Source organism: Paenibacillus glufosinatiresistens, from assembly GCF_031470375.1.
In the GTDB taxonomy this organism is placed as follows: domain Bacteria; phylum Bacillota; class Bacilli; order Paenibacillales; family Paenibacillaceae; genus Paenibacillus_AQ; species Paenibacillus_AQ glufosinatiresistens.
In genome coordinates, this window is the sequence record NZ_JAVFHT010000010.1 from 73,072 (window position 1) to 99,294 (window position 26,223).

The 26,223-nt window shown below is 50.1% G+C and carries 21 protein-coding genes, 2 other RNA genes and 1 pseudogene; 8 read left to right on the forward strand and 16 right to left on the reverse strand.

The window, feature by feature from the left end:
* Positions 1–274: 274 nt before the first annotated feature.
* On the reverse strand, positions 275–1,297 hold the full coding sequence (locus RBI05_RS12265; RefSeq protein WP_310551321.1) for an S-layer homology domain-containing protein: 1,023 nt from the start codon (positions 1,295–1,297) through the stop codon (positions 275–277).
* Between the two features lie 167 nt (positions 1,298–1,464).
* Between RBI05_RS12265 and RBI05_RS12270 the strand changes: the two genes are divergently transcribed.
* Positions 1,465–2,199 (forward strand): Crp/Fnr family transcriptional regulator, encoded by a 735-nt coding sequence (locus RBI05_RS12270; RefSeq protein ID WP_310551322.1) that lies wholly within the window; start codon positions 1,465–1,467, stop codon positions 2,197–2,199.
* Positions 2,200–2,601: 402 nt separating this feature from the next.
* Complete coding sequence (locus RBI05_RS12275; protein ID WP_310551323.1) at positions 2,602–2,874, forward strand: hypothetical protein; 273 nt, start codon at positions 2,602–2,604, stop codon at positions 2,872–2,874.
* Positions 2,875–3,198: 324 nt separating this feature from the next.
* On the opposite strand, the gene RBI05_RS12280 is transcribed toward RBI05_RS12275, so the two are convergent.
* From RBI05_RS12280 to RBI05_RS12310, 7 genes are all read right to left on the reverse strand, one after another.
* The gene (locus RBI05_RS12280) at positions 3,199–5,031 is read right to left on the reverse strand and encodes a DUF927 domain-containing protein (RefSeq protein ID WP_310551324.1); all 1,833 of its coding nucleotides are present in this window, start codon (positions 5,029–5,031) and stop codon (positions 3,199–3,201) included.
* Positions 5,028–6,635 (reverse strand): TOTE conflict system archaeo-eukaryotic primase domain-containing protein, encoded by a 1,608-nt coding sequence (locus RBI05_RS12285; protein WP_310551325.1) that lies wholly within the window; start codon positions 6,633–6,635, stop codon positions 5,028–5,030. The genes RBI05_RS12280 and RBI05_RS12285 overlap by 4 nt, the downstream gene beginning before the upstream one ends.
* A gap of 114 nt (positions 6,636–6,749) precedes the next feature.
* Positions 6,750–7,106 carry a hypothetical protein gene (locus RBI05_RS12290; protein WP_310551326.1) on the reverse strand — a complete coding sequence of 119 codons (357 nt, stop codon included), beginning with the start codon at positions 7,104–7,106 and terminating at the stop codon, positions 6,750–6,752.
* Positions 7,107–7,337: 231 nt separating this feature from the next.
* Positions 7,338–7,742: a hypothetical protein gene (locus RBI05_RS12295; RefSeq protein WP_310551327.1), complete on the reverse strand. Its 405-nt coding sequence runs from the start codon at positions 7,740–7,742 to the stop codon at positions 7,338–7,340.
* 281 nt (positions 7,743–8,023) lie between these two features.
* Complete coding sequence (locus tag RBI05_RS12300; RefSeq protein WP_310551328.1) at positions 8,024–8,320, reverse strand: hypothetical protein; 297 nt, start codon at positions 8,318–8,320, stop codon at positions 8,024–8,026.
* Positions 8,310–11,024, reverse strand: coding sequence for a leucine-rich repeat domain-containing protein (locus tag RBI05_RS12305; protein ID WP_310551329.1), 2,715 nt, complete (start codon positions 11,022–11,024; stop codon positions 8,310–8,312). Before RBI05_RS12305 ends, RBI05_RS12300 begins: the two co-directional genes overlap by 11 nt.
* 120 nt (positions 11,025–11,144) lie before the next feature.
* Positions 11,145–11,510 (reverse strand): MerR family transcriptional regulator, encoded by a 366-nt coding sequence (locus RBI05_RS12310; protein ID WP_310551330.1) that lies wholly within the window; start codon positions 11,508–11,510, stop codon positions 11,145–11,147.
* A gap of 232 nt (positions 11,511–11,742) precedes the next feature.
* On the opposite strand from RBI05_RS12310, the gene RBI05_RS12315 reads away from it, so the two are divergent.
* A complete protein-coding gene (locus RBI05_RS12315; RefSeq protein WP_310551331.1) occupies positions 11,743–11,904 on the forward strand; it encodes a hypothetical protein in 162 nt (53 codons plus the stop codon).
* Positions 11,905–11,974: 70 nt separating this feature from the next.
* Positions 11,975–13,048, forward strand: a pseudogene (locus tag RBI05_RS19330) (recombinase family protein); the annotation flags it as partial.
* A 458-nt stretch (positions 13,049–13,506) separates the two neighbouring features.
* Here RBI05_RS19330 and ssrA (RBI05_RS19335) read toward each other — a convergent pair.
* From ssrA (RBI05_RS19335) to RBI05_RS12345, 5 genes are all read right to left on the reverse strand, one after another.
* Positions 13,507–13,810, reverse strand: a transfer-messenger RNA (tmRNA) gene (ssrA, locus tag RBI05_RS19335).
* A gap of 404 nt (positions 13,811–14,214) precedes the next feature.
* Complete coding sequence (locus RBI05_RS12330; RefSeq protein WP_150458732.1) at positions 14,215–14,655, reverse strand: hypothetical protein; 441 nt, start codon at positions 14,653–14,655, stop codon at positions 14,215–14,217.
* 343 nt (positions 14,656–14,998) lie between these two features.
* The gene (locus RBI05_RS12335) at positions 14,999–15,811 is read right to left on the reverse strand and encodes an Rpn family recombination-promoting nuclease/putative transposase (protein ID WP_223879885.1); all 813 of its coding nucleotides are present in this window, start codon (positions 15,809–15,811) and stop codon (positions 14,999–15,001) included.
* A gap of 429 nt (positions 15,812–16,240) precedes the next feature.
* Positions 16,241–16,605: a transfer-messenger RNA gene (ssrA, locus tag RBI05_RS12340) on the reverse strand.
* Positions 16,606–16,760: 155 nt separating this feature from the next.
* Positions 16,761–17,615 (reverse strand): MurR/RpiR family transcriptional regulator, encoded by an 855-nt coding sequence (locus tag RBI05_RS12345; RefSeq protein WP_310551333.1) that lies wholly within the window; start codon positions 17,613–17,615, stop codon positions 16,761–16,763.
* A gap of 192 nt (positions 17,616–17,807) precedes the next feature.
* Here RBI05_RS12345 and RBI05_RS12350 point away from each other — a divergent pair, with 192 nt between their 5' ends.
* From RBI05_RS12350 to RBI05_RS12365, 4 genes are read left to right on the forward strand one after another with little or no spacing between them, the layout of a single operon-like run.
* Complete coding sequence (locus tag RBI05_RS12350; protein WP_310551334.1) at positions 17,808–18,698, forward strand: cell division protein FtsQ; 891 nt, start codon at positions 17,808–17,810, stop codon at positions 18,696–18,698.
* Positions 18,688–20,616, forward strand: coding sequence for an ABC transporter ATP-binding protein (locus tag RBI05_RS12355; protein WP_310551335.1), 1,929 nt, complete (start codon positions 18,688–18,690; stop codon positions 20,614–20,616). Before RBI05_RS12350 ends, RBI05_RS12355 begins: the two co-directional genes overlap by 11 nt.
* Positions 20,591–21,409, forward strand: a complete 819-nt coding sequence (locus RBI05_RS12360) for an energy-coupling factor transporter transmembrane component T family protein (protein ID WP_310551336.1) — start codon at positions 20,591–20,593, stop codon at positions 21,407–21,409. The genes RBI05_RS12355 and RBI05_RS12360 overlap by 26 nt, the downstream gene beginning before the upstream one ends.
* 27 nt (positions 21,410–21,436) lie before the next feature.
* Positions 21,437–22,219, forward strand: a complete 783-nt coding sequence (locus RBI05_RS12365) for a PHP domain-containing protein (protein ID WP_310551337.1) — start codon at positions 21,437–21,439, stop codon at positions 22,217–22,219.
* Between the two features lie 189 nt (positions 22,220–22,408).
* Here the strand turns inward: RBI05_RS12365 and smpB are convergent, their stop codons facing one another.
* The 3 genes from smpB to secG all read right to left on the reverse strand — a co-directional run bounded on the left by smpB (position 22,409) and on the right by secG (position 26,203).
* Positions 22,409–22,888 carry an SsrA-binding protein SmpB gene (gene smpB / locus RBI05_RS12370; RefSeq protein ID WP_150458725.1) on the reverse strand — a complete coding sequence of 160 codons (480 nt, stop codon included), beginning with the start codon at positions 22,886–22,888 and terminating at the stop codon, positions 22,409–22,411.
* A gap of 141 nt (positions 22,889–23,029) precedes the next feature.
* Positions 23,030–25,765: a ribonuclease R gene (gene rnr / locus RBI05_RS12375; RefSeq protein WP_310551338.1), complete on the reverse strand. Its 2,736-nt coding sequence runs from the start codon at positions 25,763–25,765 to the stop codon at positions 23,030–23,032.
* Positions 25,766–25,969: 204 nt separating this feature from the next.
* Positions 25,970–26,203, reverse strand: a complete 234-nt coding sequence (secG, locus tag RBI05_RS12380; RefSeq protein WP_150458723.1) for a preprotein translocase subunit SecG — start codon at positions 26,201–26,203, stop codon at positions 25,970–25,972.
* Positions 26,204–26,223: the final 20 nt, after the last annotated feature.

Genomic DNA, 26,223 nt, shown 5'->3' on the forward strand with positions numbered 1-26,223 from the left:
GGAAGGAATTCCCTAATTTAATAACCGTCCTCTGGCCGTAGGAATCTGCTCCGTGGTCGCACCCACGGTGCTTTCTTTTTGTAAGAACCGCCCACAGCGGGCTCCGCGATACACCAAGAATATCAGACCGAAGCTAAGCTGTCAAGTGACCCTACGTATCAAGTTTAGCATAAAATGGAACTATTTGTCAATTATGTTTCGTTGTGGCCGTAGCCCAAACATAAAAAGGAGACCCAACTCCCCAAATAGCCAGGGGTTGGGTCTCCTTTCTGCTTTAGTCAACGTAGATAATCATCCGACCGTAGCCAGTACTGATAAACTCCAGGGTCTTATTTTCCACTTGCAATGTCTTTGTGTCCCCTGCCGGAGAGAGCGTCCAGTCGATAGTCTTTTCTACACTCGGGCCACTTGGCAGCCCCAGGGCATCCATCGCAGCAAGAACTGCCTGCAATTGTGCCTGGTCTACGCTATCATTGTTATTGGAGCTAAGCATTCCCGACATCGAGATAACCTGCGTCCCTCCCGAAGCAGTGTTGTCGCTGTAAGACATGAAGATGATGCCATCTTCGGTCCGGAGGAATGTCCGGCCTTGGCCTTTGTTGTAACCCGCGCCAAAACCCAAGTCGCTTACTGCAGCCAGCATCTTGTCCGCCCAACCCTGCAGACGAGCGTCATACCCGTCGATTACGGCCACCGAACCCTGGCTACCGCCGGGAAGAGTGGAGGCATCACTTTCTGTAGTCGGACGATTCTGGAGATCGGCTCCATTTGTTTTGTCCAGCACGTTCTTGATAAAAACTACTGCCTCAGCCCGAGTCAACGTGTCTCCACCTTGATATCCATACACTGTGTTTGAGCTTTTCCCCGAAGCCAACCCCGAAGCCAACATGTAACGGATCGCATTCGCCCCTTCGTAGTGTTTACCTTGAGTTCCTGCAATCAGTTCAGCTACTTGGGCTCGCGTGATCTTGGCTGACCGACTTGTTCCAACTGGATAGTTATACTGTTTAGCGACCGTATAATAAGGTGCGCTCCACCGCTGGCCAGCGTCCGCCACCAGTTTGCCTTTGTACGACCGGATCAGCATCGACAGGAATTCTTCAGAGGTCACCGAATCGTTTGGTTTAAATGTACTGTTAGCATAACCTGTTGTGATTCCTTTGTTTACGCCCCATTCCACTGCCGAATATGCCCAATGGCTCTCCTTCACGTCTTTGAAAGATGCTGCGTATGCGGACGCGGTTCCCATCAGGGTTGCGGCGATAGTCAAACTAATAATGAACTTGCTCGCTTTCATCTCAATCACTGCTCCTTGTTCGAAATTTAGGAAAATCCTAACGTCACTACTCAAGTAAAGACAATCCATTTTGGAGCCCTTTTAAAAGAAGGGTTTTTTGCGTTTAGTTTTGAACTCTAACAAGCCGATATTTAATTTATGACTATTATAGAAAGCAAGTGATAGAATTGTTCGAATCTGTAATGAATACCCCGATGTTTTATGACATCCCCGATATTGATCCGAATTTGGTCGTGCCCAAGTTCTCAGAACGTCGTCTTGATAAGGGAAATGTTTTATTTCTCCAAGGGGATCCAGGTAAGGAGATGTACCTTATTAAATCAGGAACACTTAAAATTTTTCGGGAAGCTGAAGGCAAGGAACTTATTCTTGGACACCAATTCCCCGGCGAAACAATAGGCGAATTAGAAGTCATTCATGCAAATAACCAGCGTCTTGCTTCGGTGTCCGCATTGGAGAAGAGTGTGCTATGGATGATACGAAAGCCAGACCTTGAAGCATTGTTAGAACTTTACCCGCAATTGCTTCGTAAATTGTTTTATGTGGTAAGCGAACGGTTGGATCAGGCAGATCGCAAGCTGGAGTACTTAGCTTTCTTGTCCAGTCGAGTGCGAGTAGTTAATCTTCTGCTCGACTTGAATTCCAACTTTGGTATTAAAACCTTAGAAGGTTATTTAATTAATTGGAGGGTTACCCACCAACACTTGGCCTATATGATTGGGGTGAGTCGTGAATCTGTAACTATCACTCTTCAAGAGCTTCAAAATGAAGGCTTTCTTGTACTGCGTAATCGCCTTATCCTTATCACAAACCTTGCCGGTTTGCATGCTTTAGCGCAAGATGATCAGCATTCTGCTAAAACTCGAGAATGGCACTCCTCTTACAAGTATACTATTAGATAAAAAACCATAGTTCTGTTAGCTACATAACCGAATATTTATGAATTCAGTCACGGAAATCGCGACCTTGACGCTTTAGGGAATAGGATATGTTCTTTTCAGAAGGACTTTTCTGGATAAATGGATTTGAGAACCCACGCAACACCGTGTAATTCCTCGTGGCTTACCAGAACCGTAGTAAAAAGACTGGAGGGCTCAAGAACAAGCAAGACGTTTCATGAAAACGATTAGTGGCACCTGAACTTACGTAAATCTGAACGAGTGACTCTCCGAACATCTACTTAATCCCCCTATTCGGAACCTTAGGAGTCCTGGCCAATTGAGTTCCTATGAACATAGGAATTGTGCACCCCAAATTCTCTGTGATAGGATTTGCCAACATTAACACAGAGGAGATGGAGAAATATGGACGATCCACTGTTCCCGATCGGGCGAGTTGTAGTTACACCAAGAGCCATGGGGATGATAGGAGATTATGGAGTTTTGTTTGTCATTTGTTGCCATGTAAATGGCAACTGGGGAAACGTCAGCAAAAGCGATGAAAGGTTGAATACTTGGGCTATCAACAATAGAGAGCGAATCATCAGCACCTACTCCGGAATCTGGGATAGAAGCGTGTTTGTTGTCACCGAACGAGATCGGAGTGTAACGACTATTTTGTTAGGAGATGAGTATTGATTGCACAGACCAGGGTCAAACCTAGGTCAATGCCGGGGTCAGTGCCTTCGCACCCCCTGTGGAGGGGGAAGAACCGATAGGTCAAGAGGTCAATAAAAAATTAAACCTATTTCTTCCTAACAAAAAAACAAACACAAAAAACATTGAAACTCTTGTACCCTTTATCTTTTGCTTTGACCTCTTTGACCCTTTCCTTTTTAATCCCTCTCTACGTTTCTCTTGACTTTGACCCTCCCTTTGACCCGGGCTTGACCCTTTTGACTTCAGTGCCGGTTTGAGTTATGAAAGACAACAAGAGGGAGCTATTAGCTCCCTCGCTTGTGTTCAGTTTTTTTCTTGTGGAATGAATTTCTCAAAGGTATCGTAGGTAAACTTGTAACCTTGGATTCGCGCTTCATTCTTCTCCATCGGGGGTGCCGTTGGGAACCGAATAAGTGTAGGGGCAGATGCTTCTAGATACCCCCCGTTCTTTAGTTGTTCACAAACAGCTTTAACGCTCTTATATCCACCCTCCCTAATAATTTGCTCAAGAGTGCTCCCTTTAACGATGAGATGACTTTGTTTGACGTAGCATACATTTACTTTACCAAGGCCGTTATAAGAAAGTCCTTCGTTAAGCAAGATACAGTCCTTCTCGTTATACGACATACCGGCCATAGCTTCAAAGATTTTCTCCACGATAAGTTTCATTTGGTTATCAGCCACATTGACATTATCCGTTTGGGCTTCCATTGATTCTTTCAGAAGTTCGATCATGTTATTGACATTGATATTTATATCGAATAGCTCATTAAATTGTTGAAGGCAAAAAACTAACACTTGGGCTTTCGTTGCCAACCTCCCGTATAATGCATCTTTCCCAGTGCAATCAAAAAGCTTGTGGAGTTCTCCTATTTTGTGGTAAATTTTATCCGAACCCAGAGCTATCAGATGCTCGATCCAGGGCTCGGCAAAGTGTCCAGCATTGTCGAGCCCTCTCTTCTTGTAATTTTCAACATCATCTTTTGTTGTTTGTGTTTGGAAGGGGCTTCGGTTAATCATAAAGATTCGACCCTGAATTCCGGCTGAATCCTTTGGTGTTGTTGAGTAAATGGGTACCTCTCCGTTAAAGAAAAGCGTTCCTTTGTATTGACTCCTCTTGGGATCAATTCCCTCCCATCCTCCTTCTGTTTGAATACTTTTGGGACCCTCTTGACCGTTGATTAAATCATGCGGAATTCCTCCATGCTGCTCCTTCATCCGGTGGGTGTCATCTAGGATTAGCGGCAAGTTGTTGCTAACCCGAGCCGTATTCCAAACGCCCGCATCCTTCAATTTTGCCCAGCTTTGCTTTAGAAGATCACCAAGGCCATAGATGATATCAACTGCGAGCTTTTGAATGGTTGTCTTACCGCTTGTTGTCTTGCCAGCAATATCAATACCGATGTTTTCATCTAATTTCCCTGGAATCAATGGTACAACGGGGCTTGCGAGACATCCAGCCAGGCATAAAGCAAATACCGGATTGTCTCCAAGTTCTTGAACTAACCTCTTCGCTTCTTCAAGATTTCCTTGTGGAATGTTCTTCATGGATTCTGTGATGGAACGCAAAAGGGTTTGTCCATTGTTGGGAGCTGTTGATTCTTCATTCAAAATACGGTATGGATAAAATTCCTTTTTATCCTCGCTCCAGCCACACCGATCTTTCTGTATAGCAACCGGCAGGCCCTGCAGCCGGTCATTGGCTTTCCACAAATCCGCAAAATACTGAGCTAGCCCCCCGCGTTGCTGTTCGCTCACTACGATTTGTAGCGAACTATTAATTTCAGGGAGCTTGCGCGTTGAGGTCAAAGTTGCATAGTCGAACAACACCTCATGTTTTGTCCACTGTTTTCTGTCGTTGTCCCAAAAATTCAATCTGACCTTTGGGTGTCTATCATCCTTGTCTTTTTTAATTAGTGCGGTCGGTACAATAACAAAGCCATATATCGGTTGAACCGCTTTGGAGCTCATCAGCATAATGCCTTTATTGGGGTCTAGTGAGTAGTTATCCGGAATCTGTAAGTCCACTCCATTGGGCAATGGTGGGAATATTTGTTGTAAAGTTTCTGGCTTGGCTAGGTCAGGACGTTCTTGTGCGATTTGATTTAAGGCTGCTTCTAGCGGGTTGTCTTTCATACCTCAAAATACTCCTTCCACTTTCCAAAATAAGGGGCTAATTTGTACGGATTTGTCATAGTTATGGGGTCATCCCAATGTCGTCTGAGTTGAATTCCAGCCTGCTGAGCAGTTTGCTGAATAAATTCTCTCGCCACTCTTGTTGTAAATTCTCCTTTTTGTAAAAAAAGCCAAAAAATTCGGCCTTTTCGTTCAAAGGGAATCTTCATTTGAGTAAGTTGTCGTTCAAAGCGTGCAGCTTCTTCATCTGAGAACCACTCAAACCAAATAGACCGGACATAATTGTTTACCGCTGGAAACTGGACATATAGTTTTGTGTCTCCAATCAAATGTTTGAAAATCCAGTAATCAGTAGCCTTCTTATGCTTGGGAATACCTTCTGGTCTAATTTCAAAACTCGATGATTCGTGGAATAAAGATCTGAACCGTTCATAACCCCCTTCTCTTTCCCAAGCCCTAATTTCTTTTCTCTTTTTTCCTGTAAGAAGGAATTCTTTGCTGTTACAGCTATAACTCGGTGGAGCATTAAACAGCGCAACGAAGTTAAAGGGGCATGTGGAAAGTTTGGGGCATGTCCATCCCGCGTGACTTAGTCCTTTACAACTGTACGGATATTGGTTACGCTGCAAATCGTCAAGCTTCTGATAGAATTTCTTTTCGGTCTCATCTTGGTCGTAGGTTAGATGGCCTCGGCTGACTTCGTGGGCCAATTCCAACCCACTCTTATTAAAGACAGCAATATTACTAAGCAACGCTTGCCAGGCAGGTTCCTTAAAGTCATTCGCGTTCGCAAGGCTGGCTTTAATCGCCTCGCACCCTCGAATGCGCTCCAATTGTCCATCGAGTTCTTCAAGTTCGAGCCACTGAGATTGATCCACTTGTGTTTTCTTCGCAATCTCTCCTTTTTCTACTTTCGGGGCTGACGCATGGCGTCTTTCCTTGAGCTTCGGATGATCAGCAGGAGTACGTTTTATATATGCTTCTTCTAGTTTTGCCCACTGATCTATGAAAGCTTGCTGGTTCTTGTCGATGAAGACGCAATTACCCTTTCGCATGGCGTTCCCTTGAAGCGGAAGAGCAATTTGATTGCCGAATTTCCCTTTGTTCAGTGTATCCTGCGTTGGAAATAGTCTATCCATAGCCTTACCCATGCTGTTACCCTTTTTCATCGCGCCTTCAAAAGAAATGCCACATTCAATTAAAGTGTTAAACATGAGCGTTCGGGCATCCTTCGCTTGTACAGGATTCTCAAAGAATACCCAGACGTGATAGCCTTTTCCTGAGTAACTTCGTTCCACTAGAGAAAAGATTTGTTGCTCTTCCAGTTGGTTGTGCAATCCCCATGCTTGATTAAACGCTTCTTCATGCTCGTCAAAATCAGCTACAACGAAGCTGCACGTATTAGTTTCAGGCTTGATTGGATAAGTTCCGATTCTGATTTCACCTTTAAGATGACTGATAATTGTAAGTGGTGTGATAGGCATTAACTCATTTTGATGGCGTAGGGGACCTATCCAGCACTGACCTTCAGCCTTTCTTGCTTGAACTTCTGTTCTGTGAATGAACAGCTCTTGAAATAACTTTACTTGCTCCATATCAACCATGTTCTTCCTCCTTTTGGGTCCAATTAGAACACCAATCATAAGAGAGGCGCAATACCCTTCGGGAGGACCGCCGCGGGCGGGCCTCCCGGAAGAGCCTTATAAATCTCTTGGTTTTTAAGAAGTGTACAACGACTTTCGGAGTTTGTTCCGCTTCCAATCCCTAATGTTGTCTTTCTGAGTTCCAATTTTAATATTTTCTTCTTGCAAATTATTTTTATCGTCATCATTATGCAAAGTAAGGTAGCCTTTCTTGAACATCTTGTCTCCATAAAGTTGGTAACACAAAAGCCGATGCAGCTTGACAAGAATCTTCCCTTGGTTCGGTACTTCGACAACTGCAAACGGGTATCCATTATTTGGTTTAATAATAGGAATCAAGTTTCCTTCAGGATCGAGAAGCTTTTCATTTACCACTTTGAATCCAGCGTTGTGAACAGCTACCAATTTTTTTCCAGCTTTAGTAATTGACACTTGATTCCCTCCTTGAGTACAGCGCATGATTAATTAATCCTACATTGATTTCCAGTACGTCGGGCCCGATCGTTCTGTTGGATTTATAATAGCGCGATCTCATTTAAGTAGCGATCTTGGTATTTCGCCTTCTCCAATCCACCTTTTTTAGGGGGATTCGCCGTTTACGGCCTGGGCGGAAAGGGCGACCTCTTGACAAGGTCATCCTTCATTATTTAAGCTCTAGCTTCCTCAGTCGCTCGTTTTCGCAATTTTTTGTGCGTACGCTTGGGTTCTGGTATCGCTTTGTTTTTTAAACCATTCCTGCGCTTTCTTCAAATCAATCCAAACAGTACCATCGGTGTGTCGTGTGGATGCTAATCCTCGATTTCTCCACGTTAATACAAGACGATTGCTGACTCCTAACATCCGAGCGAATTCACCATGCTTTAAAGCCTCTTCTGAAAATTTTTGGTCCCCATTGGTATCGCAGCGCCCACGCCACCATTCCTTGCACTGATCGACATCAAATGCGTAGGTGTTGAGACCTGCAAGAAAAACAACTGGGAAGTCGGATTGCTTTTGAATAGTCCTCCTTACCGTAATAGCACTGCACTTAAGCTCTTTCGCGATCGCGTTTACTCCATAAACAATCAAGTACACCCCTCCTTATCGGAACATATGTTCCTTAACTGATAAGGAATTTTATCACACCCAACTACGCCCCACAATTACTCCGGGTTTGTATTTTCAGGGAGATTGTAGCTCCCTGGGATACCTCAAAATTTTTGTTTTAACCTTGCCTTTTTTTATAAAAAAGAACACGCTGATTTTTTAAATAATCAGCGTGTTTTGAGAATCTCAATCATTTGAGAACTCCGCTACTGCGTTCGCGGTCGTCCCCTTGGCGAATTTACAGAGAGTGTTCCAGGCTACTATTATTCCTTAATGAATTCTTTGAAATGTTCAAATCCTTGGGTGAGATTTGTCTTCACTGAGTCGGCTCCGTTCATACCGATCATTAATCCAAGCCACACTAAAATAATGATGGCTAGGCTTCCTGCGCTAACAAGCCAGCGTCGTGAATGATTAAATAACAGCAAACATGGAGTAAAAGCTAAAACCCATAATGGAGCTAATACAGGAATTGATAAGAATATAAGCAATGCAAGTACGGAGAAGGTGATAATTAGAACGGCTGTGACCTTTTTTTTAATTGGCAAGTTATTCTTCATCAGAAGACTCCTCCTTACTATTCTTACGTCTCTTCCAAAGGACAATCCACAACAGTCCGCTCGTCAAAATTGCAATTGCTCCTGTTTCTCCCCGCTTCCATTCCTGCCCTGTTGATTGTTTAACATTCTTAGTGTTAATCTTTGGCGCACTTTGCTTGTGAGCCTCTGGCATTCGTGCCGGAGTCGTAGTACCAGGCTGCCCTTTGTGAATAATAGCATGCCGGCTCTCTCGGGAAAGCATGCTTGGATAATGCTTTGGCAGGCGCATGTCTTGTTTTTTAGCAGATGATCTACTGATTTCTGTCCGAACCTGGTTTCTTGTTTCCTTTGATTGATGATCGCTCACTGAAGTGGTCATATTTGACATTGACAGGATGTCGTAATTTGAAGAATTGCTTCCTACCGCTACTGGAATCAAATTATCTTCATCTTCCTTCTCATCCTCCGGCTCATAGCGCGGTAGAAAAACCTCAGCAGGCGAGGTCGGCTCAGCTGTTAAAAAGGAACCGTCTAATTCAGGTTCATTAGCCACCTGCATTAAAGGCGGAACATTCACGTTGTTGTCTTCGGATGTTGATACTGGTTCTGGTGTTGGCGTTGCTGTCACGGCTGGATCAATAGAAGGTAATGAATTTGCATGGTCTGTTTCTAATATAACCCTCACCTGAGCAAGTCCGCTTATATAACCAAACGTAGCTCCTATACCAAGAGTCCCCTCTTTCTTGCCGTAAACTCTGCCATGAGCGTCCACATTTGCGATTTCGTCTGTAGCACTCCACCAAAGCGCTTCCTCGGTAACATCTTGTTCCGTATGGTTCGAAAATTTAGCGATCGCCTTCAATTGTAGTGACCCTCCTACCGGGAGGGTTCCTTCGCTAGGAGTGACTACAACCTCAAGGGGATTCATTTGCTTTACGTTGATTAAAGCAACCCCTTGACTTTCCTGCCAGTTAACAAAAACATTGGAATTACCAGATCTCAGGCCTGTAACAAACCCTTTATCAAGCTTGATAGCTTCCGGACTCTCCAAGCTCCATTCGGCATCATCCGTAATATCTTGAGCCGTTCCATCTGTAAAGTGGGCAGTTGCATGAAGCTCGATAGTCTCTCCCGGAATTACCTCGGAGTAATTGGGAGTTACTTCAATCCAAGTCACCAGATTGGGAGTTACACTCGGGCCCGTTGTTGCAGTAGGGGGTGGGCTGCTCTCCTGTGGAGCTTCACTTGCGGGCGAAGCGGAGGGCTGAACCACAATATCGAACGTATATTCAGTATACTGGGATGACCAGCCAAACAATCGGGCTGTAATTTGAGTGGTGCCTTGACTTACACCTGTAATCCATCCCCTCTCATTCACGGTAGCGATAGCAGGATTAGAAGAGATATAGGAGGCAAACATGGAGTCGAATTTAGGATACCAGAGTCTTTTAGACCCCCAATTAATACCATCATAGCTTTGCAAAATTGAATACCTCAATTCAATGCCTTGACCAGTTTTCACTTCTACCTGCTTTGCAAAGTTCAACAGAGTAGGGTCAAGCAAACCAAATTTTGTTTGTGGAGAAATAATTTTCTCACCAGCTACCTGTATTGTTTGAATAATATCTTGGTTGTCCACATCGAACACATTTATAAAGTTATGGCTTACATCAAGACTTTGCAGTCTAGCAAGAGATGTTAGGGGAGAAAGATCGGTGATGAAGTTTTCTCGTAGATCTAAAGAGGACATGCTAGCCAGCGTTTTAAGAGGTAAAACATCGGAAATAGAATTTTCGGCCAACACTAAACTTTTTATTTTGCTTAGCTGACCAAGAGCTTTAATATCTTTAATTTGATTTCCTTGCATATTTAATATGGACAAATTTGTAAGATGAACAAGCGGAGATATATCTTCTATTTGGTTCTGCGAACAATGAAGATTTACTAAACTCGTCATGGAAGCCAGTGGCCCAATTTGCTGAATTCGATTGCCTCCGATGAACAATTGCCTCATCGCTGTCATTTGCCCTAATGGTGTCAGTTCAGATATGTTATTGCCGGTTAGCTCTAGAGTATTGAGCTGTTTTAATTCAGCCAGGGAACTAATATCAACTAGACCGTTATGGGATAAATACAAACTTTCCAAGGAAATAAGCCCCCTGAGCGGAGTCAAGTCGGAGATTTGATTGACGTTTAGACTTAGAGTCTGTAATTGATTCAGGTTAGCCAAAGGCAGTAACTCAGATATTTGGTTTGATGAGAAATCCGCCTCATTGAGGCTAGTTAAATTCTCAACTGGCGATAAGTCGGTAATTTCATTTCGGTAAGCTATCAATCGTTTTAGTGAGGTAATTCCGGCTATTGGAGAAAGATCCTTTATGGAATTTTCAGATAAATTCAAGTATCTAATCCCAGTACCTTCGAAAATCTCCATCCCGGTTAAGTCGGAGACATCCTTCCTGTTCAGGGTGAAATAATAATTTGTTGTAGCTAATTTAGAACGAATGTCAGTCTTATAGATCGTATCTGTCACTGACTTCCCGAGCCATTCAGTTACAGCCTTGCGCAGGTTCTCGTCACGAAATCGCTGAGGTTCCGAGTATGCATCTGCCGAAACCGTTGTAGGCCGTAAGGGGCTGATGTGCTGTGCTCTTGGAGAAATCAGAGAGAATCCGGATGTAAAAACAAGAAGAACGGTGAGAATTTTAGCTATAAGCGACTTCATTTAATTTTCCCCTTTCAATTGTACAAACAAAGACAGATCTAGACCTGAGTAACCATAAGAAAATAAACTCCGTAAGAGAGACTCTCAAATGTCACCGCACCCCGTTTCTCAATACAATCGCTAATCATGCCGAATTTCTTCTCTTCGGCTTTCTAACCAAGAAAATAAGGCCTTCTTAGAAAAGCGATATGCCTTTCTCTCAGGAATAACAACTTGATTTTGAAAAGTTAAGCTTTTTCTTGCCCAATATCGCACGGTGCTGGGATGAACCCCCGCTATTCGGGCGGTTTCTGTGAGGGAAATCCCATCTAAAGAACGATTGTGGATTCTGTCCTCTAGCCAAGCCCTAGCTGCAGGGGCATCTACATAAATCCGCCCATACTTGCTCATTTTGATGACAGGCATTCCTCGGTTAATCCACTTCTTCGCAGCTTGCTTGCTTATCCTCTGGCTGGCGCAAAAGTCATTAAGGCTTAAAATTTCCATTTGTGTTCACCCCTATTAACTTTGGGCGGATTTTAACATAAGAAATTAATTCTTTACAATATATGTAATTTATTTTCTTCTCAAAATTCTCTTTTCTTCTTATCATTCCCGACGAAGTCCCCAGAGAGGAGCGTTTGGCGCTATCTTGCGCACCTCCGGAGAGAGCGGTTAGAATTTGCACGCAACTAAGCCTGAATACAACCATGGCAATTCACTCCAAGGAGGAATAGGGATGGGGATGTTGACCGCACAAACTCAAGTTCTGCGAGAGAGTCTGATTAAACAAATTTATGAGCCGAAACATCTTAGCTCTAAAATGGATAAAAGCAGTACTCAATGGGAAGCAGCAGGAGAATTACTCACTTCGCTTTTGCGTGCCAATAAAAGTTCATAGCCGTATGTATGTTTGGGGGATACACCGCTATTTCACATAGATGCTTTAAATGAATGAGGGGGATTGTAGGATGGGAATAAAGGCCGCCGTGTACGCTCGTTATAGTTCGGACAACCAGCGCGATGAATCCATTGATGCTCAGATTAGGGCCATTGAAGAGTTCGCTCAAAGGAATGATTATATGATTATCGAGGTTTATGCCGATAGAGCTAAAACCGCTACTAGCGACCGACGTCCAGAATTTCAGCGCTTGATCGCAGATTGTGAGAAGGGGCTTTACAAGGTCGTAATTGTCCACAAGCTTGATCGTTTCAGCCGCGACAAGTATGATTCGGCCCATTATAAGCGCAAGCTTCGTGTGGCTGGCGTCCGGTTGGTCAGTGTATTGGAGAACTTAGACGATTCTCCGGAAAGTATCATTCTGGAGTCTGTACTGGAGGGAATGGCAGAATACTATTCTAAAAATTTGGCCCGTGAGGCGATGAAGGGTTTGAAAGAAACAGCCTTGCAGGGGAAACATACGGGAGGACGGCCACCAATTGGATACAAGGTAGACAAGGAGTCGCAGAAACTCATCATCTATGAGGAGGAACAGCCCATCGTGCAATTGATTTTCGAGCAATATCTTGCGGGACACGGTTACAAACAGATCGCTCAACTTTTGGATGCTAAAGGCTATCGCTCCCGTCTTGGACGGCCAATTAGTAAAGCGACTATTCATGACATCCTACGAACAGAGAAGTACACAGGTATCTATCTTTACAATGTCACGGATAGCAAGGATGCTCTAGGGAAAAGAAATAGCAACCGAAAGAAGGACGCTAGCGAAGTAATCCGTATTGAGAATGCAATTCCGGCCATCATTAGCAAGAAAGACTTTGATACTGTGCAGCAGATGATTGCTCAGAATAAGCGAACACGCCGTTCTGGGTCATACACCGCCAAGGAGCAGTACTTGCTGAGCGGACTGATCTTCTGTGGGGAGTGCCAGAAGCTTCATGGTACCCCAAGCGGGATGGCAGGCAACGTCAAGTACTCAGGCAGAAGCAAACTCAAGTACGTCACTTATCGTTGCAATCGGAAAGACAACTCTCGTTCTTGCCGTAATAAGGAGATTCGCCGAGAGCATATCGAAGGTTACGTGCTTGATTATCTGGTGAACCATATCTTTAGTGAAGAGAACATCCCCCTTCTGGTAGAGCAAGTCAATATTCAACTTCAGAAGGCAGAGTCCAAGGATGGTATAGAACGATTGAATTTGGAGCAGCGGTTTCGTGCCATTAATGACCAGATCACAAATCTGGTCAACGCGGTTGCACAGGGTTTTACCCAAGCATCTTTTGTACAGAAAATTGAGCAACTGGAGGCAGAGAAAGATTCTTTAGAGATCGAGCTGACCAAGCTTGCTGCTAAAGAAAAAAGAGCAGGAATCACAGAAGAGGCTCTGCGAACACTGCTCTTTTCCTTAAAAGATTCCATTGCTCATAGCAACTTTCCGGAGCTTAAACGCTTTGTTCAAGCCTACGTTCAGCAAGTTGTCGTCTATGCCGAGCACGTAGAGGTCGTCTTCAAGCTTCCAGTCGTTACCGATGATCGCTTAACCAATGGAGCCGAGGGGAGTCGAACCCCTGTCCGAAGGCAACGCCACACAAGCTTCTACGAGTGTAGTCACGGTTTTGATGTCACCCTAGAAGCCCCCGTAACCGGGTCCCCTTCGGGTCAGCCTGATTATCTTCTTCTGCTGACCCCAGGCGGAGACCAGACAGCCAAAAACAGGCTACAACATACATTATGTTAAATCCACATCTAAATAATGCTTAGCCCTACTTTGAAGTTGCTCCATTATAAATCCAGCTTGTTCCGAAGAAAGGCTCAACTCATCAGATATCTTTTTTAAATCATCTCCATTAATTAAAAGATAAATAACCTTTCTTTCTAAAGATGATAGTCTTGCCAAAAAAATTTCTACATCAATAATAGTATCATCATATGGAATTGATCTTATGAATTCTAAATGAGTGTGAGATTCATTATGAATACGCACAGGTGCATCCACTGAAAAAATGGATTCCATTCTCCTTATAGCCCATGCTTCTTTGTTTTTTTGTTTCATAATTATTTTCAACTGTGCTAAAAAATAGTCTTCAAAGCATCCAAAATGGGTATTGTAAGTACGAATAGCATGGATAAGAGCCACCACACCTTCCGTAATTCTATCTTCAATTTCCAAACCTTTGTATGAATTTTTGCATTCATTAACTACAAGCGGAAAGTAATGATTTACGACGTCAGCCTCAGTAATTTTCTCTTTCACTGTATAGCTTTATTAGGAAGCATATTACGAAGTCCACTTTTTCTGGGTTTCTTAGGAGTATTTTGGGGAGTGAGCGGTACTTGCTTTGGAGGAACTAACGTAGCAAACCATAAATCATCTTTTTTTTCAACAGTATAACTTGCCGGAAAAGAAATTCCTCGCTTTTCGATTACCTTAACTAATTCGAGGTCTTTTATTTTCCCATTTTTCAAAACATGATATCCCTTTTCAGCTATTCCTAACAGCCCAATATTCTTTCCGTCTGAACTTATACCTATTGTTAGCTGTTTAGGAATGAATTCATAAAGCTTGCTGTTTAAACAGAATCCCTTTTCATTAGATACACTTATTGAAAATACCGGCTTAGAAGGACTAGGTAAAAACCATTCTAGCTGATAAATATCAAATTTTTCTTTCCTATTAAAATCATCATTCATATCCATTCTCCTTTTTTGTACCAAATTGGTATTTCTAATCATAATTTACTTGGATTCTATCTATTTTTCTATGACAATATATATTTGAAATATACATACATTGAAGTAATATATTAGAGTTATTCTATTGAAAAAATATAATGTCTATACTATGCTTAAAGCGTATATAGGTCAGATACTTTTATCTGTGGATTGAAATAATGTATGTATTTTTCAAGACAAAGTAAAAAAAGCCACCTTCTGTATGGTGGCTTTTTTTATTAGTTAATCACTTATAACAACGGTTATCATTTTAGACGGTACTACAAAAGGGATTTTTTTTCATAGGATGCAATCACATTCTTTATTTTCTCAAAGCCTCGATCTCTTGCTCTGTTAATCCAGTAGCTTTTATAATAGTCGTTATGTCCAGATTCAAGCCAAGCATGTTTGTAGCTACTTTTTTTATGCCTGCCATTTCCGCACTACCCAGCATAGAAGCCTCGTCATGCAAATACTTCTGTCTAGCCTCATACAAACGTCTGGCCTCTGAATCCTGGCTCAAGTATTGCAAGGTATCCATCGCCTTTTCCAATCCCGGTTCATTCATCTTCAGCACCTCCCAATGGGTTGTATCTACGCCCTTGAGGAACAACAGCCAGTTCTCCAATCCACCGTTTGATGGGATCACATCATCCAACTTTGGCAGCTCCAAAAAATGGACCTCAATATCGTCAAGCAGTGGTATCAATGTTCGGTCTTCGCGGAGATGAAATATATTATGGTACTCGTCATTCGATAAGAAGGCATAGTTCAAAATGTTAATGGTGACGCACTTCTTCAGTTCCTGATACTTCTCGCCTTCCTGAAGCTGACTGGCGTATCGCTTGCTCCAGTAGAACAGCGTTCGCTTCTCGATATCGTATTTGTTGAACAATTGCATCTCAATGTCTATCAACTTACCCTCAGCCGTCTTGGCATAAACATCAAAGATGGACTGTTTGTCGAGTGGATCATCTTTATCCGTATAGGGATTCATCAGGATGATCTCTGTCAGCGGCGGCTCGCCAGCTTCGGTGAAGATGCGGTTAAGAAAAGCCAGCAGCACATCTTTATTGTTCTCGCTGCCAAATATCCGTTTAAATACAAAGTCCACACGCGGGTCCAGCAGTTCCATCGGCATCAGCTCCATTCATTATTATTATATCATTTTTCAAGGGTTCTGAACCTTGCAAAGATACGTAATACCGCTCAGATTAAATCAGGCTGTCGTTTGAATTACTGTAAACACAAATTATATGCAGCAGAGTAACTGAATGTCTGAGAAGCTCTGGAGGCTTTGAGGGCTAATTCAGAAGTAGCCTTTAGGTAGTCCAAGTGCAGATGATGGGGATGAACGACAAAAACGCACGGTGAAGGGAGCAATCGTATCACTAGTTACGTAGCAGCCAAAACCTCCTGTCTCCGTATAGCTGAAACTCACTGCATCCATTAACAGTAAGCTCCAGAAATCGCATCATAGCAAGCTTTTCAACCACTACGTATAGTCCAAAATAACCGTGAAAACGAAAAAAGACACCTTAGAAGGTGTCTTTCACTTTACTCCATATGGAGCCGAGGGGAGTCGAACCCCTGTCCGAAGGCAACGCCACACAAGCTTCTACGAGTGTAGTCACGGTTTTGATGTCACCCTAGAAGCCCCCCGTAACCGGGTCCCCTTCGGGTCAGCCTGATTATCTTCTTCTGCTGACCCCAGGCGGAGACCAGACAGCGTATCCCACTACTTGTTAGCCCCTATCCCTGTCACATGGGCGATGCAGGGTAGAAGCACGCTCACAGGTTATTAAGCTGCGAAAGCGTAGTTGTTGTTTTGTTTGCCGTTTAATTGGCTTTAGCGTTGATGAAGCGGACGCGTCCCCACTACTCGCTACCCATGCTCGAACTACCCCCGTCGAATCCAAGAACGGCCCCTCATTAGAAAGGGCAGCTTCGGATCAAGCAGGCCGTCCGGCAAGAACGGTGCTGACATTGAAGCGCTAAGTCTTACATACAGAGTATATCACAAATGGCGGTAAAAAGGGATAGATCCTCAAGGAAATGGTGCCATCCCCTGCCACTTCTGCTCTTCAAGCCCTGCCGCGCGGCAATCTGTCGGCATATTTGGCCCGCAGCTTCCCCAGGTGCCCCAGCCTGGACAGCACTTGCTCCTTCATCGACAGTCCGATGCTCAGGATGATCTGCTCCACCAGCAGCAGCGGCGCCACCATGGAATGGAATTCACCCCGTTCACCCCGCCGGACGTAAAAGGAAGCTTTTACCGAAGCGCCGTCCCGGAATTCCTCCCGGTCGGTTATCATGACTGCGGGGCAGCCTTTCTCCTTCACATAATCGAGAATGACCTCAGTCTCGGGCAGCAGACGGGTGAAATTGAAGAGCAGGACGGCATCTCCGGCCTGGACATGGGCCAGCGGCTCCAGCAGCTCGTGACCGCTCGCCGGCATCAGGCGTACCGTCAACCCGAACCGGGACAGGCGGTAGCGAAGCAGCTCGCCGAGCGCCGCAGCCGGTCCCGGAGCATGAAGGTAGATGAGGTTGGCTCCGGCCAGCAGCGCCGCGGCTTTCTCCAATTGCCCCGGCGCAATCTGCGCCGCCGTCTCCCGCAGATGGAGAATGGACTGCTCCAGCGTGTGAAGCGGCAAGCTGTCCGGGTCCATGCGGGAGATGGTTGTCTCCAGCTTCACCGCCGGCGTGTGGGCCGAGGCGACCCGCAGCTTCCGCCGGAAGTCCTTCCCGCTGTCATACCCCGCTGAACGCCAGAACCGGGACACGGTAGCGATGCTGGTGCCGATCCGGTCGGCCAGCGCTTGCTCGGTCAGGAACAGCACTTCATCGGCATGGTTCTCAATGAAAGCGGCAATCTTCCGCTCCCCGGGTGTAAAACCGGCCTGCTCCGAAAAGATCCGGCCTGAACTGGACGGCATGGCGCAGCTTCCTTCTTTCCTTTTAGAGTCTCCGCGATGGCTTCAGCATACCCGCGATTTGTTATGTAAATTTTATTTCATCTCTTTCAATATGTAAAATTTATTACAATACGTTGACAAACCCTCCCGCCTCGCTTAATAGTTCCCCCCTAGACTGAACCTGTAAGCAACCCAAGAAGGAGGCTGATGTCCATGAAGAGTAGCACCCGAACCCTCTACACCCTGACGTCTTCGCAGAAAATGATGATCTTCGTCCTGTCCATGTCGCTGTACGGCCTGTCCAACATGTTCACCGAGCTGATTCCCGAGCTGCGCATCGGGCCGGTAGAACTGTCCGTCGAGTATTTCGCCTTCATCCCGCTCACCCTCTGCATCCTGTTCCATCCGCTGTATGCCGCGGTCGGTGCGGCGCTGGGCGAGATCATCTTCGGCGAGCTGATGCTCGGCCAATTCGGCGGTCTGGGCGAGCTGGAGAAGTTCCTGACCTTCTCGCTGGCCATGTACATCGCCGGCCGGATGGTGCGCAACCCGCTGAGCCGCATGCAGGTCGGAATCGCTGCGATGACGGGCGTCGTCCTGCATCAGCTGTGCAGCAGCCTGATCGACATCGGCAAGGTCTGGATCGGGGTAGAGGAATTTGAAGCTGTACCCGGACTGGCCGAGAGCGTCGTGATCGTCGAAGGCGTAGGCTTTCTGAACGATGTTCTCTTCTCCGGCATTCTTTTTGCGCTGCTGCCTACGCTCTATCTGGTTCCCCGTCTGTACGGCAAAATCGAGCCGCTGCTCGGCATCCGCCCGCGCGACCGGTCCACCCGTTACGAAGGCGCGGGCGTGCTCACGCCCAAGATCGTGATCCTCGGGCTCGCCCTTGCGCTCGCCGCGTTCGGCGCTGAATTGCTCTCCGAGACCGATTGGAATATCGGGGAGTGGGAGAGCGGCTGGGCCGGCCAAAGCGGTGCGGTCTGGATCAGCATCGGAGCAGCCGCAGCCGTCGCCGCCGGGACTGTGCTCCTGCTGCGCCTGAAGCGGGCCCGCAGTTCCAGAACCGGAGCCGACACGGAGGGTATGCCTTATGCGCGTTAATCCGGCCGACCAGACGCCATCCTCTCCCTATGCGGCTGAAATATGCGGAGTGACCTTCAGTTACCCCGGCTCCGGGCATGCGGTGCTGAACGGGGCGTCCCTGACCGTCGAACGAGGCAGCTTCACCGCCATTATCGGCGGCAACGGCTGCGGCAAGTCTACGCTCTGCAAGCTGTTCAACGGGCTCATTCCCCACTATTATTCCGGGGAGTTCTCGGGGGAAGTCCGAATTAACGGAGAGGATGCCGCAGGCCGGAGCGTGGCCGAGCTCTCCCGGATGGTGGGCTATGTGTATCAGGATTTTGAGAATCAGCTGGTCCGTCCGACCGTGCTGGATGAGGCCTGCTTCGCTCCGATGAACTACGGGCTCGCCGATTACCGGGAGCGGGCGCTGCGCGCGCTTGATCTGTGCGGATTGGCCGGCCTCGAGGACCGCTACATCTGGGAGCTCAGCGGCGGGCAAAAGCATCTGCTCGCGCTGGCCGGCGCGCTGGCCCTGGAGCCCGGCATCCTGATTGTCGATGAGCCGGTCTCCCAACTGGACCCCCGGCATGCCCGCCAGGTCTACGACGTGCTGCGACGCATCCACACGATTCACGGCCGAACCGTGATCGTCATTGAACACCATACGGAGTTTATCGCCGATTACTGCCAGGACGTCTGCCTGATGGAGCAGGGCCGGGTCGTATGGCAGCTTCCTGTGGCCGAAGCGCTGAACCGTCTGCAAGATCTGGAGCGGCTCGGCATCCAGCCGCCTGAAGTAACCCGGACGGCAGCCAGACTTGCAGCGCTCCAACCGGAGGCCGCCGGGACGGCGCGGGAACCGTACCCGGTTACCGTGGAAGAGGCGGCCGCATACTTCAGCCGCCTGCTTCCGGCCGGTCCCCCGGCTGCCGCCGGGATGCAGGCAGCTCTATCGGTGCCAAAGATGCCGAAGACGGCGGCCTTCCCACAGTCGGAGCCAGGGTCTGCGGCAGAGCCTGGGGCGGGCTTCGTGTCAGGATCCGTTAAGGGGCTCCTGACAGGGCCCGATGCTTCCGGCCCTGCCCAAGGTGAAGCGGCCGTCATCCGGCTGGAGCGCGTATCGCTGGGCTACCGCTCGATCCGCAAGCAGGTACAGCCTGTCCTGCACGGGGTGACGCTCCGCATCGGCGAAGGGGAACGCGTTGCCCTGGTCGGCAGCAACGGCGCCGGCAAATCCTCGCTCATGAAGCTGATTGCCGGAATCGCCCGGCCTTCGTCCGGAGCAGTTGAGGTGCTGGGTCAGGATACCCGCACCCTCACGCTGGAGCGGCTGTCGCGGGAGGTCGCATATATTTTTCAGAACCCGGAAGATATGTTCATCGAAGACAGCGTCCGCAAGGAAATCGCCTACTGCCTGGACAGCCGCGGTTATGCCGAGCCCGGGAAGACGGTGGATCACATGCTCCGCAGCTTCCGGCTCGGACCGCTTCAGGAGCGCGATGCCCGTCTCCTGTCCGGCGGCCAGCAGCGCCGGGTGTCGCTTGCGATCGGCTCGGCCGTCCGGCCTGCCGTCATGCTGCTCGACGAACCGACCGCCAATCTGGATATGGCGACCCGGGAGGAACTGCTGGGCATACTCCGGGAACTGGAGCAGCATGTACGGACGGTCATCATCGCCACGCATGACATGCAGCTTGTCAACGAATGGGCCACCCGGGTCATCGTCATGCATCAGGGGGAGATTACCGCCGATGGGACGGCTGCGGAGATTTTTGCCGATTCCGGTCTGATCGGCCGGGCCGGGCTTGCTCTGACCCAGAGCATGGAGCTGTCGGCTGCGCTGGGCCTTTATCCGGTCAGCAGCTCTCCGGCTGCTCTGGCCGAACGGCTCCGCCGGATGCAAATTCAAGAAAAGGAGGAGAACGGCCATGCAGCTTGTCCGCAGCTGGTTTGACCGCATCTCGTTGGACCGCATTCAGCTGGAACTGATGAATACCGCCTACGGCAGCGGACATGCGTCTCTGTCCCGGCTTGACCCGAGGGGTCTGCTGATCTGGTATCTCTTCTTTGCCGTGGTCCCCTGGTTCATCGGCAGCATGACGGTTCTTGCGGGATTATGTCTGCTGATGATACTGACTACCGCTCTCTCGCGCGTCTCGCCGTTCATTCTGTTCATTCTGGCGCTCGGTCTGATCGGCCAGGTCGGATGGCTGTTCCTGCTCTCGCTGTTCTTTGGCGGCGATGTCTCCTCCGCCCTGCCGCTGCTGAAGCTGACCCTCAAGCTCTCGGTGGTGTCCCTGGCCAGCATTACCGTCTTCTCGGGGATGGACCCCGAGAAGATCAGCGACGGCCTGCTGGCGCTCGGCATGCCGGCGGCCTTCTCCTTCAGCCTGTCCTACGGCTATCGCATTCTGCCGGTGCTGTTCGAGGAGTTCCGCAACGTGCTGCTCTCCTACCGGCTGCGCGGCCGGGTGCCGGAACGGCCCGGTCTTCTCTACTGGCGGTATGCGGTTCACTATGTAAGACTGCTGGTGTACGCCTTCTTCCCCCTGATGCTGGCGACGGCAAAACGCTCCCGGACGACCGTAGAAGCCTTGGAGACGCGCGGCTTCTCTTACGGCATGAAGAATCCCGCCGCCAAGAAGCTGAAGCTCGCCCATCTCCGGCTGCGCAGGCATGATGTTCTGTTCCTCGGCGGATCAGCGCTCTATACAGCCGTCCTGTTCGGTCTGGACCGAATTGGATAAACCACATTAAAACAAGGAGACGATTTCATGCGCATTGATCTGCATACCCATGCCAAATTATCCAAGGCCACCGATTTCTCGCCGGCCTATTATGAAGAAATGGCCGCCGAAGCGGCAGGGAGCGGGCTGGACGCCCTGGCTCTGACCGAACACTTCAATACCCGCCATTTCCATGACGTGTACGAATCGCTCGACCGGATGTACCCCTTCAACGGGGAGTATTACGAAGCAGGTTCGCTGAAGATCTTCCCCGGTATGGAAGTCGATATCCGGGAGAATGGACATATCCTGCTCATTGGGCGCAAGGAGCATATTCTGGAGGTCCGCCGCGGCCTCGAGCCTTATACGGAGAAGGGCTGCTTCATTCCTTTCGACGAACTGATGGCGATGACCGAGGCCACTCCTCTGCTGCGCATCGGCGCGCATCCTTTCCGGCAATCGACGCCGCTTCATCATTTGAAGAGAGAGCAGTTGATGCGGCTCGATGCCTTCGATCTGAACGCCAAGGACCTGTACGAATACGGAGCCGCGGCCAACCGGGAGCAGGTCGAGCGCCTGGCCGCCGGGTTGGGCAAGCCTGTAACCGCCGGGAGCGATACGCACCAGTGCCTCCAGTACGGCAGTGTATACAATGAATTGCAGCATCCCTGCCATACGGCGGCCGAGCTGAAGCAGGCCATATTGAACCGCGCCTATACGCTTACCGTCGCCGACAGCCTGCCGCTTCAGGTCAAAGCCTCCGTTATGCTCAAAAAGCTGCTGAAGCGGCTCCATCGGCTTGAACAAGCCGAACCGGCGCCTTCCCTATAGGCGGCCCTGCCGCTGCCAGCGTTCTCCTCGGGCTGCCGTTCCCGGCGGCCCGGAAGGGTCGGGGAATGACCGATTCGGCCCAGCGCCAGACAGGCCATTTCCGCCGATGCGTGACATCGGGAAATGGCCTGTCTTTGTAGTCGGTATCCTGCTGTTCCTTCATCTTTGGCTGACGGGTCGGTCCGCCGGTCAGCGGGCGATCTTCTGCTTCTCCCGCAGCGCGCGCTGAATGTCGCGCTGGGCATCGCGTTTGGCGGCTGCGTCGCGTTTGTCGTACTGCTTCTTGCCCTTGCCCAGGCCAAGCAGCAGCTTCGCATAGCCGTTGCGGACGTAGATCTTCAGCGGGACAATCGTGTAGCCTTCCTGCTTCGACTGGCCGAGCAGCTTGGCAATCTGGCCCTTGTGCAGGAGCAGCTTGCGCGTGCGGGTCGGATCGTCCGGGTTGGCGCGGTTGCCCTGCTCGAACGGGCTGATGTGCAGGTTGTGCACGAACACCTCGCCGCCGCGGATCGTAGCGAACGCGTCCCCGATGTTGGCGCGGCCGTTGCGCAGCGACTTGATCTCGGTTCCGGTCAGCACCATGCCCGCTTCATACGTATCTTCAATAAAGTAATCATGGGAAGCCTTTTTGTTCTGGACGAGGACTTTGCCCTCCGCTTTCTTGCCCATGACCATCACTCCCCGGTTGACAAAATAAGGGCGCCCGCCGTGTGCGGGCGCCGGTCTTTATTGTATCAAAAGCGCCTTTGCCCGCGCAAGGAATCCCTGGGCGCCGCTGCGGCGCCCAGGGATTCCGCCTGCGTCCCGGCGCTATTTCTTGCGCTTCCGCTTGCGGCCTTCCCCGCCGCCCGGCGTCACATCCGGGCTGATGAACACGCCGCTTGGCGTGTTCTTCTTCCGGCGGCCCTTGCCGGACCGGCCGCCGCCGTAATCGCCGCCGAGGTCCTCCCGGCTGCGGAACTTCGTGTCGCCGCTGATGGCGTCAGCGGCGCTTCCGCCGGCGCCTTCCGAAGGAGCGCCGTAGCCGCCCTTGCCGGAGCCGAAGCTGAAGCGGATGCCGGGACCGCCGGCTTCGGCTCCGCCCGGAGCGCGCCCGCCGGAGCGCTCCGTCAGGGCCGTGTGCGCCCGGCGCGCATCCTCGCCGGGCCCGCGTCCCTTGCCGCGCTTGCCGCGCGCGGCGCCCTGGCCCGCGGCTTCGCCGCGCGGGCCGCCGCCTTGGCCGCCGCGGGCACCGGCGGCCTCACTGCCGCCCGGCCGCCCGGCGCTGCCGGGCTTGCCTTTGCCGCGGCCCGCTTTGCCGGGGCCGCCGCCCTGAGCCGCGCCTGCGGAGCCGGCGCGGCCGCCCTTGCCGCCCTTCTTGCCCGGGCGGCCGCCGAAGCCTCCGCCCCGGCGTTCCCCTGCCTGGCGGGGCTTCATATCGACCAGCTCGAAGTCGATCGTATGGTCGTCCATGTTCACCTTGGCGACGCGGATCTTCACTTCGTCGCCGATGCGGAACACTTTGGACGTCCGCTCGCCGATCAGCGCCATATGGGTCTCGTCAAAATGGTAATAGTCATCCGTCAGATGACTGAGCCGGATCAGGCCTTCCACCGTATTGTCGAGTTCGACGAACATGCCGAAGTTCGTTACGCTGCTGACCATGGCATCGAATTCCTCGCCTACCTTGTCGAGCATGTACTCGGCTTTCTTGAGCTGCTCCGTATCCCGCTCCGCCTCGACGGCGACGCGTTCGCGCTCGGACGACTGCTGGGCAATGTCCGGCATCCGGCTCGCAAGGTACTCCTGGCGCTTCTCGGAGAGCGCGCCTCCGCCTTCCAGCACCTCGCGCATTACCCGGTGGATAACAAGGTCGGGATAGCGCCGGATCGGCGAGGTAAAGTGCGAATAGAATTCCGCGGCCAGTCCGAAGTGGCCGGTGCTCTCCGCATCGTACTTCGCCTGCTTCATGGAGCGCAGCATCATCGTGCTGATAACGGTCTGCTCTTTGGTGCCCTGGATGTCCTCCAGCAGCTTCTGCAGCGCCCGGGGATGCACCGAGTTGCCGCGGCCCTTCACCTGGTAGCCGAAGTTGGCCGCGAACGCCATGAAGTTCTGCAGCTTCTCGGGGTCCGGGTCTTCGTGAATCCGGTACAGGAACGGCACCTTCAGCCAGTGAAAATGCTCGGCGACCGTCTCGTTCGCCGCCAGCATGAACTCTTCGATAATCTGCTCGGCCACCGAACGCTCGCGCTTGACGATATCGACCGCCTTGCCGTTCTCGTCGACGATGATCTTGCTCTCCTGGAAGTCAAAGTCCACCGCACCGCGGCGCATCCGCGCGTCGCGCAGCTTCATGGCAAGCTCCTTCATGAGCTTGAAATCATTGACCAGCGGAGCGTAGCGCTCCAGCAGCTCCGGGTCCTCGCCCTCGAGGATTTTGCGGACATTCGTATACGTCATGCGCTCCTTGGTACGGATTACGCTTGTAAAAATATCGTGCTTTACGACCTTCATCTGCTCGTTGAATTCCATCTCGCAGGACATCGTCAGCCGGTCCACCTGCGGGTTAAGACTGCAAATGCCGTTGGACAAGCGGTGCGGCAGCATCGGAATCACGCGGTCTACCAGGTAGACGGAGCAGCCGCGGGCATACGCCTCCTTGTCCAGCTCGGAATTCTCGCGCACATAATAGCTGACGTCCGCAATATGAACGCCCAGCTTATAATGGCCGTTGTCCAGCAGCTGCACGTTCACGGCATCGTCGAGGTCCTTGGCGTCTTCCCCGTCGATGGTAACAATGTTCAGGCCGCGCAGATCGCGCCGTCCCTGCTGGATAATCTCTTCTTCGGTAATCGAGTCGGGAGCCGCGTTCGCTTCCGCCATGACTTCGTCGGAGAAGCCCTCCGGAAGCTGGTGCTTGCGGATTACGGACAGAATGTCCACTCCGGGGTCATCCTTATGCCCCAGAATTTCAATAATCTCGCCCTCGGCCGCAGCTCTCCCTTCCGGATAATGCACAATCCGAACAACGACCTTCTCGCCGTCCACCGCCCCGTGGAACGATTCCTTCGGCACGAAGATGTCGCGGTTGATCCGCTTGTCGTCCGGCAGCACGAATCCGTACGTCTCGAAGCTCTGGAAGGTGCCTACCGTCTGCTGCACGCCCCGGCGCACAATCCGCACCACTTCGCCCTCCATTCGGCCGCCGGAAGGACTGCGGGAGGTTACCCGCACGAGCACCATGTCGCCGTTCATCGCGCCTTTGATGTCATTGGCATTAATGTAGACGTCCGGGTGCTCCCGGTCGTCCGGAATCAGAAAGGCAAAGCCTTTGGCGTGGGCCTGAAGCCGCCCGCGGAGCAGATCCATCCGCTCGGGCACGCCGTAGCGCCCCGTCCGTGTCAGCACGACCCGGCCTTCCTGTTCCAGGACCCGCAGCAGTTCCTCGAATTCCCGCAATTCCTCGCTGCCTACAAGATTCAGATGCAGGACGAACTCGTCGTAGGTCATCGGTTTATAAGCGGTCTCCCGCATAAAAGCAAGCAAATGGTCTTGGGTTATCACTTGACAAGTCACCTCGGCCGCCGCGGCACGAGGGCCCGGCTGTATGTATATTTCTCCATTACTACTTCATACCCTAGTATACACGAAATTAATCCCCGGCATCCCTGCCGGAACGATCCTGCCGCACCATGACCGGAACGCCGCTGTTATCAAAAAAACCTCCGCTCCATCACAGAGCGAAGGTTTAGATCGTCCAATATCTGTTTAGTCGGTAAGAATAGCTACAACGATCGACAGGATGAAGAATCCGGCCGCCAGACCAACCGTAATACGCTGAAGCACCAGTTCCATGCCGCGCGCCTTCGATTTGCCGAACAGATGCTCAGCGCCGCCGGAGATGGCACCCGACAGCCCGGCGCTCTTGCCCTTCTGCAGCAGAACCACCGTAATCAAGCCGATCGAGAAAATGAGAAGCAGCACCTTCATGAAAATTTCCATTTCTTCCACCCCCTACTCAA

Excerpts from the sequence above, each read along its gene's own strand:
- RBI05_RS12265 (WP_310551321.1), bottom strand. The coding sequence starts at position 1,297 with ATGAAAGCGAGCAAGTTCATTATTAGTTTGACTATCGCCGCAACCCTG.
- RBI05_RS12275 (WP_310551323.1), top strand. The coding sequence starts at position 2,602 with ATGGACGATCCACTGTTCCCGATCGGGCGAGTTGTAGTTACACCAAGA.
- RBI05_RS12280 (WP_310551324.1), bottom strand. The coding sequence starts at position 5,031 with ATGAAAGACAACCCGCTAGAAGCAGCCTTAAATCAAATCGCACAAGAA.
- RBI05_RS12285 (WP_310551325.1), bottom strand. The coding sequence starts at position 6,635 with ATGGTTGATATGGAGCAAGTAAAGTTATTTCAAGAGCTGTTCATTCAC.
- RBI05_RS12300 (WP_310551328.1), bottom strand. The coding sequence starts at position 8,320 with ATGAAGAATAACTTGCCAATTAAAAAAAAGGTCACAGCCGTTCTAATT.
- RBI05_RS12305 (WP_310551329.1), bottom strand. The coding sequence starts at position 11,024 with ATGAAGTCGCTTATAGCTAAAATTCTCACCGTTCTTCTTGTTTTTACA.
- RBI05_RS12310 (WP_310551330.1), bottom strand. The coding sequence starts at position 11,510 with ATGGAAATTTTAAGCCTTAATGACTTTTGCGCCAGCCAGAGGATAAGC.
- RBI05_RS12315 (WP_310551331.1), top strand. The coding sequence starts at position 11,743 with ATGGGGATGTTGACCGCACAAACTCAAGTTCTGCGAGAGAGTCTGATT.
- RBI05_RS12330 (WP_150458732.1), bottom strand. The coding sequence starts at position 14,655 with ATGAATGATGATTTTAATAGGAAAGAAAAATTTGATATTTATCAGCTA.
- RBI05_RS12335 (WP_223879885.1), bottom strand. The coding sequence starts at position 15,811 with ATGGAACTGCTGGACCCGCGTGTGGACTTTGTATTTAAACGGATATTT.
- RBI05_RS12345 (WP_310551333.1), bottom strand. The coding sequence starts at position 17,615 with ATGCCGTCCAGTTCAGGCCGGATCTTTTCGGAGCAGGCCGGTTTTACA.
- RBI05_RS12350 (WP_310551334.1), top strand. The coding sequence starts at position 17,808 with ATGAAGAGTAGCACCCGAACCCTCTACACCCTGACGTCTTCGCAGAAA.
- RBI05_RS12355 (WP_310551335.1), top strand. The coding sequence starts at position 18,688 with ATGCGCGTTAATCCGGCCGACCAGACGCCATCCTCTCCCTATGCGGCT.
- RBI05_RS12360 (WP_310551336.1), top strand. The coding sequence starts at position 20,591 with ATGCAGCTTGTCCGCAGCTGGTTTGACCGCATCTCGTTGGACCGCATT.
- RBI05_RS12365 (WP_310551337.1), top strand. The coding sequence starts at position 21,437 with ATGCGCATTGATCTGCATACCCATGCCAAATTATCCAAGGCCACCGAT.
- smpB (WP_150458725.1), bottom strand. The coding sequence starts at position 22,888 with ATGGGCAAGAAAGCGGAGGGCAAAGTCCTCGTCCAGAACAAAAAGGCT.
- secG (WP_150458723.1), bottom strand. The coding sequence starts at position 26,203 with ATGGAAATTTTCATGAAGGTGCTGCTTCTCATTTTCTCGATCGGCTTG.